This is a genomic window from Dapis brunnea BLCC-M229 (genome assembly GCF_050015995.1).
Lineage (GTDB): Bacteria > Cyanobacteriota > Cyanobacteriia > Cyanobacteriales > Microcoleaceae > Trichodesmium.
In genome coordinates this window covers 19,208-36,585 of sequence record NZ_JBNHEP010000301.1, presented here as the reverse complement: position 1 = coordinate 36,585, position 17,378 = coordinate 19,208, and the positions used below count along the sequence as shown (strand labels likewise).

Below are 17,378 nucleotides of genomic sequence, written 5' to 3'. Positions count from 1 at the left end.
TTGCTGCTAAAAGCTCTGGGTCTTCTTAAGATTTGTTTTACAAACAGTCTCTTATGACTACTTAAGAACTAAATTTAATTAGTGCCGTATCCTTGTAGGAGAAGGTTGAGGAGAAAGGTAAATTTGCCTCCTCCCTTGAAAACTACCATGAGTTAACCAATTTGAGTTTATATTGCTACTATAAGTTTATATTAAGTTCTAGATAGGACACATCTCAAGTTGGAAAACAAAGACAATTTTATCTGTTAAAGGTAAAATCATAAATTAGAAAAAAACATAACAGTTAATTAATCATAACCTATATCTATTTTAACAATGCGAATTCCACTAGCGACTTATAGAATTCAATTTACTCCTAGTTTTAACTTTGAAGCAGCTAAAGTTATAGTTGCATATTTAGCTGAACTAGGAATTTCTGATATTTATGCTTCTCCCATATTCAAAGCAAAAACAGGCAGTACCCATGGATACGATGTAGTTAATCCTAATCAACTTAATCCTGAATTAGGAGGTAAAGAAAAATTTGAAAATCTAGCAGCAGAAATAAAAAATTATGAGCTGGGATGGCTACAGGATATTGTGCCAAATCACATGGCATTTAATAGCCAAAACCATATTCTGATTGATGTATTAGAAAATGGTTTTGACTCTCAATTCCGAGACTATTTCGATATTGATTGGAATCATCCTTATGAAGGTATTAGAGGTCGGGTTTTAGCTCCATTTCTAGGCAAGTTTTATGGAGACTGTCTCGAAAGTGGAGAATTACAACTACAGTATGCCCAAAATGGATTAACTGTTAACTATTACGATCATCAGTTTCCCCTCAAAATTGATTCTTATACTCAGGTTTTAACATACGATATAGGCAGATTAAAAAATAAATTAGGCAGAAATAACCCAGATTTTGTTAAGTTCCAGGGAGTTCTTTATAGTTTAAAATACATTCCTTCTGGCTCGGAAGGTAGAGAAAGATACGACCAAATTAGCTTTATTAAAGGAATGTTGTGGGAGTTATGGAATGAAAATTTAGATATTAAAGAATTCATTGAAGAAAATATAAATACTTTCAACGGAATTCCAGGAAAACCAGAAAGTTTTGACTTGTTGGATAAATTATTATCCGATCAATATTTCCGCTTATCTTTCTGGAAGGTTGGTAATGAAGAATTGAATTATCGACGGTTTTTTACAGTTAACGATTTAATCTCAGTTAGAGTAGAAGACGATAAAGTTTTTTATACTAGCCATGCTCTAATTTTAGAAATGTTGAAAGAGCAAAAATTTACAGGTCTGAGAATCGATCATATTGATGGATTATACGACCCTGCTCAATACTTAAACAGACTCAGAGAAAAAGCAGATGCTCCATATATTGTTGTGGAAAAAATTCTCGAACCTGATGAAGATCTACCTGTTAATTGGCCGGTTCAAGGAACTACAGGTTATGACTTTTTAAATTATGTAAATGGTCTGTTGTGTGACAATTCCAACGAACAAGAATTTAATCAAATTTACTCTCGGTTTATTCGAGGTAATTCTAATTATGAACACTTAGTCGATGAAAATCAAAGACTAATTATTAATAAGCATTTGGCTGGAGATATTGATAATTTAGCTCATTTACTGAAGGATATTTCTAGTAAATATAGATATGCTAGTGATTTTACGACTTTTGGTTTAAAAGCTGCTTTAGTAGAAGTTATGTCAGTATTTCCTGTATATAGAACTTACATTAGTAAAGAAGGGGTAAGTAAAGCTGACCGGGAATGTATTCAAGGAGTAATTGCTCAAACGAAAGAAAGAATACCTACTTTTATCAATGAACTTTTGAATGAATTAAATTTTATTGAGAAGTTTCTCTTATTAGAATTTGATGAATATTTAAACCAGGAAGATAAAGATAATTGGCTACACTTTGTCATGCGTTTACAACAATTTACCGGACCTTTAATGGCAAAGGGTGTAGAAGATACTGTTTTATACATCTATAATCGCCTCATTTCTCTGAATGAAGTTGGTTCAACTCCTAGTAAATTTGGAGTTTCAATTGATGAATTTCATGGATTTAATCAACATCAAATTGCTTATTGGCCCCATGCTATGAATGGAACTTCTACTCACGATACGAAACGAGGGGAAGATGTCAGAACTAGAATTAATGTACTCTCAGAAATTCCTGAAGAGTGGGAAAGTTATCTGAAAAAATGGCAGGAAATTAATGCTCCTCAAAAAGATTGTGTTGGAGGTTTAGATGTTCCTGCACCTAATGATGAATACTTTTTATATCAAACTTTACTGGGAGCTTTTCCTTTTGATGAAACTGAATATCCAATTTTTGTTGAAAGGATTAAAGAATATATTATTAAAGCAATACGAGAGGCAAAAGTTAATACCGGTTGGTTGAGACCAGATTCTAGTTATGAAAATTCATTGATTAAATTTGTAGAAAGTCTACTCAAAGATTCACAAGAAAATGAATTTTTAGCAGCTTTCCGACCTTTGCAACGTAAGGTTCAACATTATGGAATTTTGAATTCTTTATCTCAAACTTTTCTGAAGATTACTTCTCCTGGAGTTCCTGATATTTATCAAGGTACAGAATCATGGGATTTGTGTCTTGTCGATCCTGATAACCGTCGTCCTATTGATTTTGAAAAAAGGGTAGAGTTTCTCCAGGAAATTAAGACAAAAATAGAGTCAGATATTTTGGGATTAATTGAGGAACTTTTGATAACTCCAGAGACTGGTAAGATTAAAATGTTTTTAACTTATCAAGCTTTGCAGGCGCGTCGAGAGTATGTTGAATTATTTCAACGTGGAGATTACCAAAAGTTAATTGTTATGGGTAGTTTGAAAGATCATATAGTTGCTTTCTCCAGAAAATGGGGAGATACTACAGCTATTATTATTGCCCCTAGATTATTAACTAAATTGGTGCAAGAAGGAGAATATCCTTTAGGTGAACAAGTATGGCATGAAACACGAATTTGTTTACCTTCAGGTTCTTCTTTAGTGTGGAAAAATGTGATTACTCAACAAGTTTTACAAGGGGAACAAGAGGATACTTTGTGGATTAGAGATGTGCTAAGTCATTTCCCTGTAGCATTATTAATTAATGAGGGTGGTAAAACAAGTAATGCTTCTGATTTTGATAATTAACTATAGGTCTCTGAGTGAAAAAGTAAGTTTAAACCTAAAAATTTTCTAGGTAAAAATTTGGATAATTTCGATAATTAGGATTTGCTGAAAAAGTATGCATGGGTTTGGGTAGAATTCACAAATCAGAAATTATAGCGGTTTTCCAAAATGTTGACTACAAAACTTCTGCCTCACAGGAGTGCGCATTCCCTCTCCTGGTCAGCATTCCCTCTCTTGGTGCGCGTTCCGGAAGCGAGCTGTCGCATCCCGCGTGGTCGCACCGCTTGCGTCTAACGCACCCCACGGGATCTGACCGCTTGCGTATGTCGCACCCCGCAGGATAACACCGCTTCTTTCTGCCCTCAGCATAAGTGCCTTTAAGGCAAAATCTCTGTATTCTATGTTAATGAAAAGCGCTATAATCAGCCAGCCCTCACTATATTGCCCTAGAGATTTTTGTCTATTCTTCTTAGGAAGAAAAACAACTTCCTCAAGAAACTTTAAACTCCTCATTTTCAGAATTGCGATCGTGGGTATCAATGTTTTCTTTCTGATTAATACTTAACAATCGCTTACAAATACCTAGCAAATGTGATTTACTACAAATAGGCTCTCGTGGCAATGGTGTTTCAGTATCAGGCCAGTTAGGTAAATCGAAACATGGACAGCACTCAGGAGGCATTCCTTTAACATGAGATGGGATAGGCATTGCACAACGGGCACAAGAACTAATATCCCACTCTGGAGATAATAATTCTTGAATTGTTTGGTTCGTTCCTTCTAAATAACAATCTCCTGATTCAAAAGATAAAATTTGCTGCCAGCATTCTTCAAATTCTTGACTGTAGCGATCGCCTGAAATTACAACTTGAGGTCTTATAGCTTCCTGGCCATTACTAATTAATACTTTCTTGCCTAACTGAAACCAATAGGCAATGTATTTTCTGATTTGACTACGGGATGCCATAACTTTTAAGATCCGATTATTTTCTACTTTAATATAGAGATATTTACAACTAGTTATACCAATTATCCAAAATAATATCACAAATTATTTCACACAATTAGTATGAAAGAATTACCTAAAATTATTGTTAGTTAAAGTTTTCCGCCAAATCAATCCTAATTTTTGACTTTTGACTTCTGTAAAACGGTATTAATACCTTAATATCTAATTTAATTGTAACTTTTCTGATTAAAATTCTGGTTCAAACCCAACCATTCATTCCTTGAGAATTAATTAAGAATTAAAATTTTAAAGGTACACCCAAAGCATTAAGATGCAAAACATGACCTCCAGTAACCAGATAAACAGACTCAGAAATGACTCCCACTCTACGAATAAGATTACCAAGGCGATCGCGAAATAAACGTCCCATAGGAAAAGAAGGAACAACTCCCCAACCTGTTTCCTCACCTACTAAAATTACATCACCACTAGCTTTGAATAAACTTTCAATTAGTGCCTCTAAAGTTTCATTCCAAGCTTGTTCATCTTGTTCCAAAATATTAGCTAACCAAGTACCTAAAGAATCTATCAAAATACAAGAATCTGCATCAGAATAAGCAGCCAAAGTTTCTGATAGTTTGACAGGTATTTCTAAAGTTATCCAGTCAGGGGGACGGCGGTTTTTATGTTGTTCAATTCGAGTTTGCCACTCTAAATCACTAGCATTAGTTTGAGAGGTAGCTATATATATTACTTTTTTTCTAGAATTAGTGGCTAAACTTTCTGCCCACTCACTTTTACCAGAACGAGCAGGACCAGTGACTAAAATTAATTTATCAGAAGTGGGTGAAGCAGAATTCATCTCAAATTTTCGGTAAGTGTGAAACCAGCCAGTTTTAACGGCTGGAGGGAAACGACTCGACAGGTTTTAACCCGTTCGTCAAGTCAAAAAAATGTGTTATTATTAACTAATAACTTTAAAAGTAGCCTCAATGGTATGCATGGCCGGAGAGAGTAGTGGCAATTGGCACCGTAAGCGTGGAATGCTGCTGTATACGTACCACGGTAAGGTACTGGCAATGTCGTTGTTTCGAGCAATGTGAAAATCGTGGTTTTAACCCGATTTACAGCTCCTAGTCACGAATCCACGCGACTTTAGTCTGTGGAGTGCCAATGGGAATAGAATTAAATATCCAAGTTGACCTCCCCGCGTTCTTGGCGATGGGGATTCTTGGTTCAATGACTCACCATAATCATCCAGAATTTCTCCAACACAACTAGAGGGTGTGTCTCCCCAAGCGTTACTTTCGGTGTGCCCCACCGTAGAAAGTCCTTTTTGCAGAATGTTCAACGCTGCATTTAAGTTTGTGTCTTCTACAAACCCACAATGATGACAAATGTGGGTGCGAGTTGATAGAGACTTCTTGAGTGTCTGACTGCAACTAGAACAGTTTTGGCTAGTATTATATGGCAGAATCGCTACAGTTGCTTTTCCATACTTTCTACCAAAATGTTCTAACCAACGCCTAAAAGTTGACCATCCTGCATCACTTATCGACTTAGCTAAATGCCAATTTTTGATCATGGTTTTTACATTCAAATCAGCCTTCGGCAGGCCGATCCGCGTCTACATAGGCGACCAAATCATTAGACTGGATGATGCAGTTTGCCACTCTCTTGACAAACTCTTCACACTGCCTACTTACTTTTAAATGTTTCCGTGCATATCGAAACTCTAGCTTTGTGATAATTATTTGACTGTCGTTGTTTGGGAAGCTCTAACATTTTTGCTCCCTTTTTTCCTTTACCTGAATTCCGGTATTTTCTAGACTTTCTCCTATTTAATCGGCTTAATCTTTTTTCAGCTTTTCGATAGTATTTTGGAGATTCAACAACATTTCCAGAACTATCAGCAATGAAATAATTTAATCCTGAATCCAAGCCAGTTGCTCTTTGGCTAGGAGTAGTTTGAACATTATAGCGCTACTTGAATCGGGAATAGGGAACACTTAACTGGGAACAGGAGACTATCAAAGGATTTGAGGATTTATAAATGTCGTAACCTTAATGCGTAGCGCTATAATATCAGCTTGAATTAAGAATTGACAATAATAACTATCCGCCCTCTTGATTAACCTGACTCGTTTAATCTATTCTAACTGATAAAAATGCAAATCCCAAGTCCCTTTTAACTTGAGCTTTCCTATACCTAGCTTATCTGTGAAAGTTATATATTTTTTATCTTGTGATAACTTTCAGCCTGTGCTTTTATACTCAATTGAGCGAGAATGTTTCTTAAATTTTGGATATCCTTTGAGTCCTGGTATTTTTTTCTGACAGTTATCGTAGAATCTAGAGATAGATGACCAGAATTTTTCAGCCATTGCTTGTCTAGCTTGTGAATTAAGTTTGTTTGCAAAAACAAATTATTTAGCTAAGAGAGTGCAATATTTATATAATTTTGCTTTTCCTGTACCTCTTTCATCCATCCACAATCTGATACATTTATTGGGGATAAATTGACCTATACTGATTGCTTCATCGATGAGAGCATATTGATTTTTTTTCGCTTTAATCTTGAATTCATGCATAGTAAGGCATCAACCATTTACCCTCGTTCTCTAGATATATTTACTCTAACACAGATAGAGTAAAATAGAAAATAGTGATAGAATATGTTGACTGGGGGTTAAAATCGCCGTATCGCTTTTAATCCCTGGACTGAAGTCACATGGCTCTCAAGCTCTCAGACTTTTTCGGTAAACTAAAAAATGAAGGATAATAAATTATGCAACAGCAAATTAGGCCAAGATCCACAACAACTTCAAAGTAAAAAAATTATAACTAACTATGGCCCTAATCTCCGCCATTATCTGTACTCATAATCGGGACACTTACTTAGGAGCTGCAATAGATAGCCTGTTAGCACAGGATTTTCCTGGTAGCTTTGAAGTAGTAGTAGTAGATAATGCTTCAAAAGATCGTACCCGTGAAGTAGTAGAAGCAAGACTTCCCAACCCCAAAGTTAAATATATCTATGAACCAGTCACAGGATTATCTGTGGCTAGAAATACAGGCGCAAAAACAGCTAGTGCTGAAATTTTAGCTTATCTTGATGATGATGCTGTTGCTAGTTCTCAATGGTTAAGGGTACTGCACGAAGCCTATCAAAGTAACGATAAACTAGCTATTGCTGGCGGTAAAGTCACCTTGATTTGGCCAGAAGGAATCAGCCCCCCCAAATGGCTATCTTCAGAATTATCAGGAAATTTAGGTTACTATAACCTTGGTGATTCAGTTGTATATATTGAACAACCTGGTTTGACTCCTAGAGGTTTAAACTATTCAATTCATCGGACATTTCTGGAACAAATTGGTGGTTTTGACACTAACTTGGGTCGAGTTGGCAAAAAATTATTATCAAACGAAGAATTACATACCACAGAATTAGCAATAAAGCAAGGTTGGCAAGTAGCCTATCTGCCAGAAGCATTAGTTGCTCATAATGTAGCACCAGAAAGGGTAAAACCTTCTTGGTTTATTGAACGAGGTTGGTGGCAAGGTATTAGTGAATGTTACCGAGAACAACTAGCTGGTAAAGCAGGTTTAGGCCAACTATCCCGGGGGGGTGAGAGAATGATTAGAGGTATGTATAAGTCTCTAAAAAATATTACAGACCCAGCTAAACGTTTTGATAATTTTGTCTATGCTTATGGTCAAATAGGCTATTTAGGTGCAGCAATTCAGGGTATCATATCTACATCAATAAATCCAAGACATTGAAGAAGGTGTTAGGTTATAGATTGTAGGTTATGGGCGAAAAAAGTTTACTGTACCATCTAAAACTCAGGATAACAACCGAGAGGATAGGGTTCTGGGGTGAGGAAGAAAAAACAACCCCTAGCATCGAATACCTAAAACCTTTGGAGCGTAGCGACGATAAATTAAGGTAATTCCCATTTATAAATTCTTTAACTATGACATCATCTAAGATACCAGTATCAGTTCTAATTCCCGCTAAGAACGAAGAGCAAAATTTACCTGCTTGTCTAGAAAGTGTAGCTAGAGCAGATGAAATATTTGTTGTAGACTCTCAAAGCAGCGATCGCTCCGCCGAAATAGTTGAAAGTTATGGAGCAAATCTAGTACAGTTCTATTTCAATGGTACTTGGCCGAAAAAGAAGAACTGGTCTTTAGACAATTTAGCTTTTCGGAATGACTGGGTATTAATTGTTGATTGTGACGAACGTATTATCCCAGAACTTTGGGATGAAATTGCTATAGCTATTCAAGATCCAAATTATAATGGTTATTATCTCAACCGTAGAGTATTTTTTCTAGGAAAATGGATTCGTCATGGTGGAAAGTATCCTGATTGGAACCTCAGATTATTTAAACATAAAGAAGGTCGCTACGAAAACTTGAAAACTGAGGGTGTTCGGAATACTGGGGATAATGAGGTACACGAACACGTTGTTTTAACTGGCAATGTGGGATATCTGAAAAATGATATGCTTCACGAAGATTTTCGCGATTTATTTCACTGGATAGAAAGACATAACCGTTATTCTAATTGGGAAGCGCGCGTACATTATAATCTATTGACTGGTCAGGGTGATAGTGGAACTATTGGTGCTAGTTTATTTGGAGATGCGGTACAACGGAAACGTTTTCTCAAGAAAATATGGGTGAGGTTGCCATTTAAACCTTTCCTGAGATTTATTTTATTCTACTTTATTCAACTAGGATTTTTAGATGGTAAAGCAGGATATATTTATGGTAGGTTATTGAGTCAATATGAGTATCAAATTGGTGTGAAGCTTTATGAGCTTAAAGATTGTGGTGGTCAGTTAAATGTTACTCAAAAGAAACCAGAAACTACTAATCCTCAAGCAGTTGCTCAGGTAGATTCAGCAAGTAGTAGTTAAAATAAATCTGTAGGGGTTTGGATACCAAACCTTCTACTTTTGTGGCAGTATTTGAATAGTCTGGCATTATTTTGAAGAATTGGTATTATTTTTTTATAATTCCTTACCTAATTTTCACTTGCCTAAAAAATTATAAATTCAAGTTATTTTCGATTATAAAATAAGAGTAGAATATTGACTAAAATACAGCTAGTATTAGGGGTGTTGAGACCAAACCGCCTACTTTTTTTGTGACAGTATTTAAGATATTCCATTATTTTTGGTAATTGGTATTATACCAAATTTATAAATATTTGCTTCATTTTTTTGAGAGTGGGTCAGGGGGAGTAGGGTTATTCGGCATAAGATATCTTCGTACTTTGCCAATAAATTGTTAAAAACATTACTCTTACTTATTTCTTACTTAAGAAGTGAATTATTGAGTAAGTATAGCATTCTTTTTTCCGGCATGGGATTATACTAATTTCAAAAAAAAATTTGCAAATGCTTGGGATGAAAAAAGGATATTTAAGTTATTTATCCTGGCGACTGACTCCTTTCTCCTGACTCCTCAGCAGTAACCTAAATATTTGTAGCAAAAATTTATCAAACTGGCATTAGTTCTTGATTTTTCCTTACCTAATTTTCTATTACCTGAAAAATTAGAAAATTAAGTTATTTTCGACATCAAATCAGAATATAATTTTGACTAAAGTATAGCTAACATTCTGTAGGGGTTTGGTGACTAAATCCCTACTTTTGTTGTGGTAGTATTCTATATTTAATATTTTGTTGATAAATGGTCTCTTATAATTTTTCTTCTATTATAATATCTTAGCAATATTTGTTAAAAATACGGATTGATGGAATTTAACTACTATTTACAAGAATTAGAGAAGAATCTGGAAAAAGGTAGTGAGCGTACCCACTATCCTGCTTTAAAAAATCTGATTGAGGGTGAAATGTTGGGAATTAATGCCAATATTGAAGAAACTGGAAATCAAGCTGGTATTCCAGATTTTACTGTTCGGAAAAATAATAATTTACTTGGTTATATTGAAGCAAAAAAAATTGGTGAAAATTTAGAAAAAATCGAATCAACTGACCAGTTAAAACGATATCTAGAATCTGCTGTAGGTGAAAATTTCATTTTAACTAATTACTTAGAGTTTCGTTGGTATAAGGAGGGTAAGTTAAAACTTGAGACCAGTCTAGGTGAAGTAAAAAATCAAAAAATTATTCCTAGTAATAATTTAGAAAAAACTACTCAGTTAATCCAATCATTTTTAAGCTATCAAGAGAAAGTTATTAATAACTATAATGATTTAGCGCAACAAATGGCTGTTCAAACTAAAGTCGTTTGTTATAGTTTGGAAGAAGCATTAAAAATTGAAAATGAAACGGGAGAGTTAACTGCACTTAAGCAAGTTTTTCAAGAATTGTTATTGCCAGATTTGGATAATAATAGTTTTGCAGATATGTATGCTCAAACTATAACCTATGGATTATTTACTGCTAGAGTCGGTCATGCTCAAAATACGGGTAATTCTAATTTTAATCGTCAAACGGCAAGTATTTATATTAGTGATAAGATTCCTTTTTTACAGGGTTTGTTTAGTACGGTTATTGCCACAGATATTGTGAGTAAAATTAACTGGGCGATTGAAATTTTGATAGAACTTTTGGCTAAAGTTGACATTGGGAATATTCTGGAAAACTTTGGTCGGGAAACTAGAAAAGAAGACCCGGTTGTTCATTTTTATGAAACTTTTTTAGCTGCTTATGAAATATCTTTGAGAAAAAGTCGAGGAGTTTATTATACTCCTGAACCTGTGGTGTCTTTTATTGTCAAAGCAGTTAATCATATTTTGGATAAATATTTTGATTTGGAATATGGTTTAGGTAGTCGAAAAGTAACAATTTTAGACCCTGCTACGGGTACTGGTACGTTTTTATATCGGGTAATTAAACAAATCTATTTTAATTTTGAGAAATATGGTGCAAATCGTTGGAATGAGCTGTTAAGAGATGCACAAGTTTTAAAGCGGTTATATGGTTTTGAATTATTGATGACTCCCTATGCCATTGCTCATTTAAAGTTGGGATTATTATTGGAGATTTTGGGTTATCGTTTTGAGCAGAAGGAAAGATTAAATATTTTCTTGACTAATGCTTTGGATGAGGGAATAAAAAAGTCTAGTTTGTTATTGAGTGAATATATTTCTGAAGAAGCTAATCAAGCAGCAAAGGTTAAGGAGGAAAAACCGATTTTTGTTGTGTTAGGAAATCCTCCTTATTCTGTGAGTTCGCAGAATGTTAGTAAGCGGAAGAGACTATTAGAGGAGGATACTAAATATTTGGCAGATGTTAAATATAATGGTTTGACATGGGAGAAGATTTATAAAACAGGTAAAGCAGGAAAAGAGATAACAGAATTAACTTATATTGGTGAACTTTTAGAAAGATATAAAGGTAGGGTCAGGTTGGAGGGAGAAAAGAATATTCAACCTCTTGATGATGATTATATTAAGTTTATTCGTTTTGCTCACGACCAGATAGAAAAAACTGGGCATGGGGTAATAGGTTTGATTACTAATCATTCTTATATTAATGGTTTAATTCATCGGGGGATGAGAGAAGAGCTACTAAAATATTTTGATAGTCTCTATATTATGGATTTACATGGCAATTCTTTGTTAAAAGAAACGACACCGGATGGAGAAGTTGATGAGAATGTTTTTGATATTCAACAAGGTGTGGCAATTTTAATTGCGGTTAGGGAAAAAAGTGAACCTGATGCTTTTTCGGTGGTTTATAAAAAGAGAGATGGTGTGAAGTTACCTGCTGATGTTTTTTATTTTGATTTATGGGGAAAGCGACAGGATAAATATAAATTTTTAGAGGGGGTTGATTTTGATGATATTGACTGGATAGAGTTAAAACCCTCTCAACCTAATTTCTTTTTTTCTCCTAAAGACTTTGATTTGAGTGAAGAATATAATCAAGGGTGGAGTGTCATAGATATTTGCCCGGTTAATTCTACAGGAATTAAAACTCACAGAGATAATTTTGTTATGGATTTTGATAGAGATGTACTGCTCAAAAGAATCCAGGATTTTCGGGATTTAACGATAACTGATGAACAAATATCTAATAGATATAACCTTAAAGATACTCCTAGCTGGAAAATTTCAGCTAAAAGAAAATTGCTAGTTAATAACCTCAATTGGCAAACTTACTTAACCACTTGTTTATATCGTCCTTTCGATCAAAGATTCTATTACAATCATCAGGATTTGGTTGATAGACCAAGGGGTGAAGTGATGGTACATTTACAATCAGAAAATCTAGCGTTAATTTTATGTCGCCAACAAAAAGAGGCAGGATTTAGACATTGTTTAGTGACTGAAAATATAGGAGATGGAAACTGTATTTCAATTCATTCAAGAGAAATAAGTTATTATTTCCCTCTCTACATATACCCAGATATAGAAAGCGGGCAAACAAATTTATTTGTGGAAAAAACAGCCAACTTATCCTCAAAATTCTTAACTGCCATCCAAGAAAAATTAGGATATATCCCCACACCAGAAAATATCTTTTATTACGCTTATGCTATATTTCATTCCCCTACTTATCGACAAAGATATGCTGAATTTTTACAAATAGACTTTCCTCGCCTTCCCCTCACAAGCAATAATCAATTATTTGAACAATTAACAACTCAAGGAGAAGCATTAGTTAATCTACATTTACTCAAAAATTTACCAGTTTTCCATCAGGAAGAAAAAACCACTATTGATTATCAAGGGGATGGTAAAAATCTAGTGAAAGAAATTAAATATGAACCGACAAATGAAAAAGTATGGATTAACAAAAATTGTTATTTCACAGGGGTCAGTCAAAAAGTATGGGAATTTAAAATTGGTAGCTACCAAGTTTTAGATAAATGGCTCAAAGACAGAAAAAAAGCTAACCGGGAATTATCTGATGAAGAAATTAATCAGTATCAAAAAATTATTGTTGCTCTGAGAGAAACCGGAAGATTAATGACACAAATAGATGAAATTCTGTCCGACTTTCCCCTCAGATAGTCACACAGTCAAACCAAGGATAAAAAATTCATTTACCTATATATATAGGTCGGAAAATTTGCCAAAATTCTCTCAACTTTTCCAAAATAACTATTTGCCTTTCCCACAAACAATAAGTCGGCAAAAATTATTATTCCCACTAGACAAACCAGAAAACTAATGACAGAAATAGATGAAATTATTCTGGAGGTTTGCTCTTTTTCTGACTCAATTCATTAATCTATTCCACAGTCAAAATAAATTGAATAAGCCTTTCAAAATTAACTATTCTGTAGTAATATACTTATAAAGATATAGTAGGATGTTTTTATCAATTTTACGGTAAGAGTAAAAAAAATACTATTTTCCCAATTTAAACATCTCAATACTATAAAATTTCCTAAATTAAGAGTCAAGCCTAAAAAAATTTAACTCCCAATGACAAATAACCAACAAACAGAATCTTGGGTCGATCTTCGCAAATACAATCAATCTTGGTATGACCGAGGTAAACCAGGTTGGTTTGTACTACTATGGTGGTTTGTACAAGCAATTACCTTTCCCTTAACTCCTCAACCTTTATATGGTGTGAGACGACTAATATTAAATCTCTTTGGAGCCAAAATTGGTCAAGGAGTTTTAATTCGCCCCACCGCCAGATTTACCTATCCTTGGAAAATAGCGATCGCCGATTATAGTTGGATAGGAGACGACGTGGTTTTATACAGTCTTGAGAGTATCGAAATAGGTAAACATTGCGTTATTTCTCAAAAAAGTTACCTTTGCACTGGTAGTCATAATATAGAAGACCCTGCATTTGGTTTACAGACCGCAAGTATTACTATTGGAGATGGTGCTTGGGTAGCTGCAGATTGTTTTGTTGGTCCTGGTGTTAATATTGGTGCTAATACAGTTATTGGCGCTAGGAGTAGTGTATTTAAAGATATGCCTCCTGGTCAAGTTTGTTTAGGAACCCCTTGTCAACCTCGTTATCCAAGACATATTAAGATATGAGACATCAAATAATTGACTACTCTCCAGACTAAAGTTATGGTGAGTAATCAACCCTATCCCTTGAAAATTATAGTAGTTGACAACTTGATGAGGTAGAAAATTCTGGGGAAGTAGGTAACAGAAAAGAGGGAATAGAGATTAATGTTAATAAAATCTAAATTGACTCACTAGAGAAGATTATGTTTTAATTCTATCGGGACTTACGCATTTTTAAGTTTTAAGCACTACATATCTATAACGTTATAGGTTTTAAACGCTATATATAGTGTCTCTGCGTAAGTCCTGTCTATATTGTTTTTTTGTTCAGGAAATAACTGACCAAGGAGGATAAGTGGTAGGTCTCAAAAAAAGATTTTCAAAAGTAGTTATTGTCGGAGGAGCTGGTTTCGTTGGTAGAGAAATAATTGTTCAGTTTCAACCAATAGCTGATAATATTGTCGTGATTGACAATATGCGTACCGGACTCAGAAACAAAAAAGAATTAGAATTAGTTGAACTAATCGAAAATGATATTCGGGATTTGGGAGGAGATTGGCCAAGAGCTTTAAGAGGGGCTGATTTAGTAATTCATCTAGCAGCAAACATTGATACTCCCTGGAGTGTCAAGTACATGAATGATGATTTTAGTCTTAATACGCTAGGTACAAAAAATGTTGTTAATGCTTGTGTAGCAGCTAGTGTTCCAAAAATACTTTATGCTTCCTCAGCAGCAGTGTATGGTGCAGTAACGGAAGATAAACTGCCAATAACAGAAAGTATATACCCAGAACCAGCATCTCCCTACGCAAAAACTAAGTTTCAAGGCGAAATAGAGGTGTTGTCAGGTGCAAGAACTTATGGATATACAGCACATTGTTTGAGGAAGTTTAACATTTATGGTCCTTGGGAAAGTCCAGTAACACTTGATGAGGTTCTTCTATATACACTTTATGTGTTAAAAAATCAAGAAATTTCTATTTTTGGTGAACCTGCAAATCAAGTCAGAGATTATGTTAGTGTAAGTGACATTGCAAGGGCTTATGTACTAGCTGCACAATCTGAAAAACAAGGAGCATTCTTTTATAATATTTGTAGTGGCAAAGGAACAAATTTTGCTGAGTTGCTAAGTATTATTGAGAATGTAACTGGAATTAAACCTAAAACCAAAATACTCCCATTAAGACCTGGTGAATTGACTAAAAGCTGGGGTATTTATGACCGAGCTAGGGAAATAATACAATATGAACATCAAGTGAATATTGAAGAGGGAGTTAAGCAAATGGTTGATTGGATTAAAAATACTCCTGATGAAGTGCTTAAGCTCTATAAACTGAGCTAAGATTAATAGCTCAATGTATTTTAGTATCAATTAATGTGAATATTATTAATTGATATTATACTAGGCGTGATAAATGTTTGCTACAAATAGAACATCTTGATTTTAACTACTTAGTTGTTCTGCAAACTTGTTTATGTGATTGAGAAATAACATTTAGGAATTTTTCTAATTTTTTCTTTATTCTTCCTTCTTCTTCCCTCCTGACTCCTGACTCCTAACTCCTAACTCCTAACTCCTGACTCCTCGATCATTATTTATAAGTATTCAACCGGACATGATATTACCTCTCTCCTAGATAACTAAACGCCTTTTTCCTTACCTATAAAATTTATAACATTCTTTTTTCAAGTCTGGTATTACTCATTCATATTCTTATAAGTTGCTACTGCAGAAGGAGAACTGCGGTTTAAGTAACGGAATATCCAATACTTAAAAACGGCATCCAAAATCACCGGAAAAGTTGCAATAAATAGGAAGTTAAAATCTCTGCTTTCCGGTAATCCAAAATGTCTAGTAATATTTTCCAAAATTACTTCCCAACCATGAGGTGAGTGGAACCCCACAAACATATCAGTTAACAAAATAATAATAAATGCCTTAGCACTATCACTAAGACCATATATAACATCATCCATAAAAGATTTTAAAACCTGAACATCTCTTTTGTTCGTAGAAATAATCACGACAAAAGTAATAAAAGATATTAGGTCACAAAAAATATTTTTAATCGCACTATTACCTTTAACTTCATATTCCCAGGCTATTTCTTGGGCTCTTTCTTCTACCTTGTGTTCAATTAATTCTTCCCTTTCCGACTTAGGTATTTCAAAAAAATCTTTTCCAGATTCAGATAATTCAGGAAATAATTGTGGAGCCTTGCCTAAATACATTTGAAAATGAAGTTTTTCCTCATATTGATGCAACTCAATCAAAGCTTCCTCTTCCATATTAGGGTTGAGAAAAATTTCTTCTTGTTTATGAGGTAGTGGAATAAAATTATCAACCAAATAACCCACAATAGTTATTTTTGATAACTGGTGCATAAGTAAAGGAACTAAAATCAACAGCAAGACAAATCTAATCGAAGTAATAGTCTTGACTTTAGATTTTCTGAACTTTTTAATTACCTCATCTTCTGCTTCAGGATCTAACTCTTTTTTAATTTTTTTTAGAGTATTTAAGAGCGAACGCGGTAAGAAACTTATTTCAGGAGTATCCTTTTTCAGTTCTTCTAAATTATTTTGATTTTGAGAAAAATTAGACAATATATTATTGGAATAATGATTGATATTATCTTGACTAGATACTATAGCTACAGAGGATGAAGCATTAGGAATTTCTACAAGAGCATTTGATTTTTGAAGTTGAGGCTTTGAAGATTGACGATACCGAGTAGTTACTTGCTCAATAAACTCTAATTTTTCCAAAATTATCGATGGTTTATCCTGAAATTCTTGCTGGTAATATTGATTAAATTTATCCCCTTGCTCGTCAACCTTTTTTTGGTCAAGAAGACCTACCACTGAAACACTTGTATTAAATTCAGCTAATCTAGTTTGAATAATTTTTAAATATCGCTTCAGTTCCGAATTCAAATAACATTTAGCACTATTACTATAATTAACCGATTCAGTAGAAATCTTTTGCCCGGCAAAATGTTCCTCTTCAATAGCCTTTATCTTGAGAGCAGCATCATAAGCTATATCCAAAGCTCTTTCAGGAGTTTCTCGGAACCACTGGTTAGCATTCAGCATAGACAGTTTAAATTGCTTCCAGGGATAAATAGCCATCTTTCTTAAAATTATGATAAATTCAATTAGATTGCCATATATAATATACTGACAATCTAATCTATAATGAACATTTATATAGCTTTAATCAAAAGCAATACCCAGTTAAAAATAATATCTTTACACTTTGATTAACTTAGCTGCAATCTGAGCAGATTTTTTCTTTTAATGTCAGCAATAAATATT

Annotated in this window: 9 protein-coding genes and 1 pseudogene; 6 read left to right on the top strand and 4 right to left on the bottom strand. The window is 34.2% G+C overall.

Going from position 1 to position 17,378, the window contains the following annotated elements; genetic code table 11:
• Positions 1–315 precede the first annotated feature (315 nt).
• On the top strand, positions 316–3,162 hold the full coding sequence (treY, locus tag ACP6PM_RS34915; protein ID WP_426591462.1) for a malto-oligosyltrehalose synthase: 2,847 nt from the start codon (positions 316–318) through the stop codon (positions 3,160–3,162).
• Between the two features lie 469 nt (positions 3,163–3,631).
• Here treY and ACP6PM_RS34910 read toward each other — a convergent pair whose 3' ends face one another.
• The 3 genes and pseudogenes from ACP6PM_RS34910 to ACP6PM_RS34900 all read right to left on the bottom strand — a co-directional run bounded on the left by ACP6PM_RS34910 (position 3,632) and on the right by ACP6PM_RS34900 (position 6,681).
• Complete coding sequence (locus ACP6PM_RS34910; RefSeq protein WP_426591460.1) at positions 3,632–4,108, bottom strand: hypothetical protein; 477 nt, start codon at positions 4,106–4,108, stop codon at positions 3,632–3,634.
• 280 nt (positions 4,109–4,388) lie between these two features.
• Complete coding sequence (gene cobU, locus ACP6PM_RS34905; RefSeq protein WP_426591459.1) at positions 4,389–4,952, bottom strand: bifunctional adenosylcobinamide kinase/adenosylcobinamide-phosphate guanylyltransferase; 564 nt, start codon at positions 4,950–4,952, stop codon at positions 4,389–4,391.
• Positions 4,953–5,204: 252 nt separating this feature from the next.
• Positions 5,205–6,681, bottom strand: a pseudogene (locus tag ACP6PM_RS34900) (RNA-guided endonuclease InsQ/TnpB family protein).
• A gap of 259 nt (positions 6,682–6,940) precedes the next feature.
• Here ACP6PM_RS34900 and ACP6PM_RS34895 point away from each other — a divergent pair.
• The 5 genes from ACP6PM_RS34895 (at position 6,941) to ACP6PM_RS34875 (ending at position 15,402) form a co-directional block, all read left to right on the top strand.
• Positions 6,941–7,873 carry a glycosyltransferase family 2 protein gene (locus tag ACP6PM_RS34895; protein WP_426591458.1) on the top strand — a complete coding sequence of 311 codons (933 nt, stop codon included), beginning with the start codon at positions 6,941–6,943 and terminating at the stop codon, positions 7,871–7,873.
• A gap of 194 nt (positions 7,874–8,067) precedes the next feature.
• On the top strand, positions 8,068–9,018 hold the full coding sequence (locus ACP6PM_RS34890) for a glycosyltransferase family 2 protein (RefSeq protein ID WP_426591457.1): 951 nt from the start codon (positions 8,068–8,070) through the stop codon (positions 9,016–9,018).
• 842 nt (positions 9,019–9,860) lie between these two features.
• Positions 9,861–13,091, top strand: coding sequence for a type ISP restriction/modification enzyme (locus ACP6PM_RS34885; RefSeq protein ID WP_426591456.1), 3,231 nt, complete (start codon positions 9,861–9,863; stop codon positions 13,089–13,091).
• A 417-nt stretch (positions 13,092–13,508) separates the two neighbouring features.
• Positions 13,509–14,084: a hormogonium polysaccharide biosynthesis acetyltransferase HpsU gene (hpsU, locus tag ACP6PM_RS34880; RefSeq protein ID WP_426591455.1), complete on the top strand. Its 576-nt coding sequence runs from the start codon at positions 13,509–13,511 to the stop codon at positions 14,082–14,084.
• A 331-nt stretch (positions 14,085–14,415) separates the two neighbouring features.
• Positions 14,416–15,402, top strand: a complete 987-nt coding sequence (locus ACP6PM_RS34875) for an NAD-dependent epimerase/dehydratase family protein (RefSeq protein WP_426591454.1) — start codon at positions 14,416–14,418, stop codon at positions 15,400–15,402.
• 356 nt (positions 15,403–15,758) lie between these two features.
• On the opposite strand, the gene ACP6PM_RS34870 is transcribed toward ACP6PM_RS34875, so the two are convergent.
• Positions 15,759–17,192, bottom strand: a complete 1,434-nt coding sequence (locus ACP6PM_RS34870; protein WP_426591453.1) for a proton extrusion protein PcxA — start codon at positions 17,190–17,192, stop codon at positions 15,759–15,761.
• Positions 17,193–17,378: the final 186 nt, after the last annotated feature.

Coding starts and splice junctions, on each gene's coding strand:
- treY (WP_426591462.1), top strand. CDS start 316: ATGCGAATTCCACTAGCGACTTATAGAATTCAATTTACTCCTAGTTTT.
- ACP6PM_RS34910 (WP_426591460.1), bottom strand. CDS start 4,108: ATGGCATCCCGTAGTCAAATCAGAAAATACATTGCCTATTGGTTTCAG.
- cobU (WP_426591459.1), bottom strand. CDS start 4,952: ATGAATTCTGCTTCACCCACTTCTGATAAATTAATTTTAGTCACTGGT.
- ACP6PM_RS34895 (WP_426591458.1), top strand. CDS start 6,941: ATGGCCCTAATCTCCGCCATTATCTGTACTCATAATCGGGACACTTAC.
- ACP6PM_RS34890 (WP_426591457.1), top strand. CDS start 8,068: ATGACATCATCTAAGATACCAGTATCAGTTCTAATTCCCGCTAAGAAC.
- ACP6PM_RS34885 (WP_426591456.1), top strand. CDS start 9,861: ATGGAATTTAACTACTATTTACAAGAATTAGAGAAGAATCTGGAAAAA.
- hpsU (WP_426591455.1), top strand. CDS start 13,509: ATGACAAATAACCAACAAACAGAATCTTGGGTCGATCTTCGCAAATAC.
- ACP6PM_RS34870 (WP_426591453.1), bottom strand. CDS start 17,192: ATGGCTATTTATCCCTGGAAGCAATTTAAACTGTCTATGCTGAATGCT.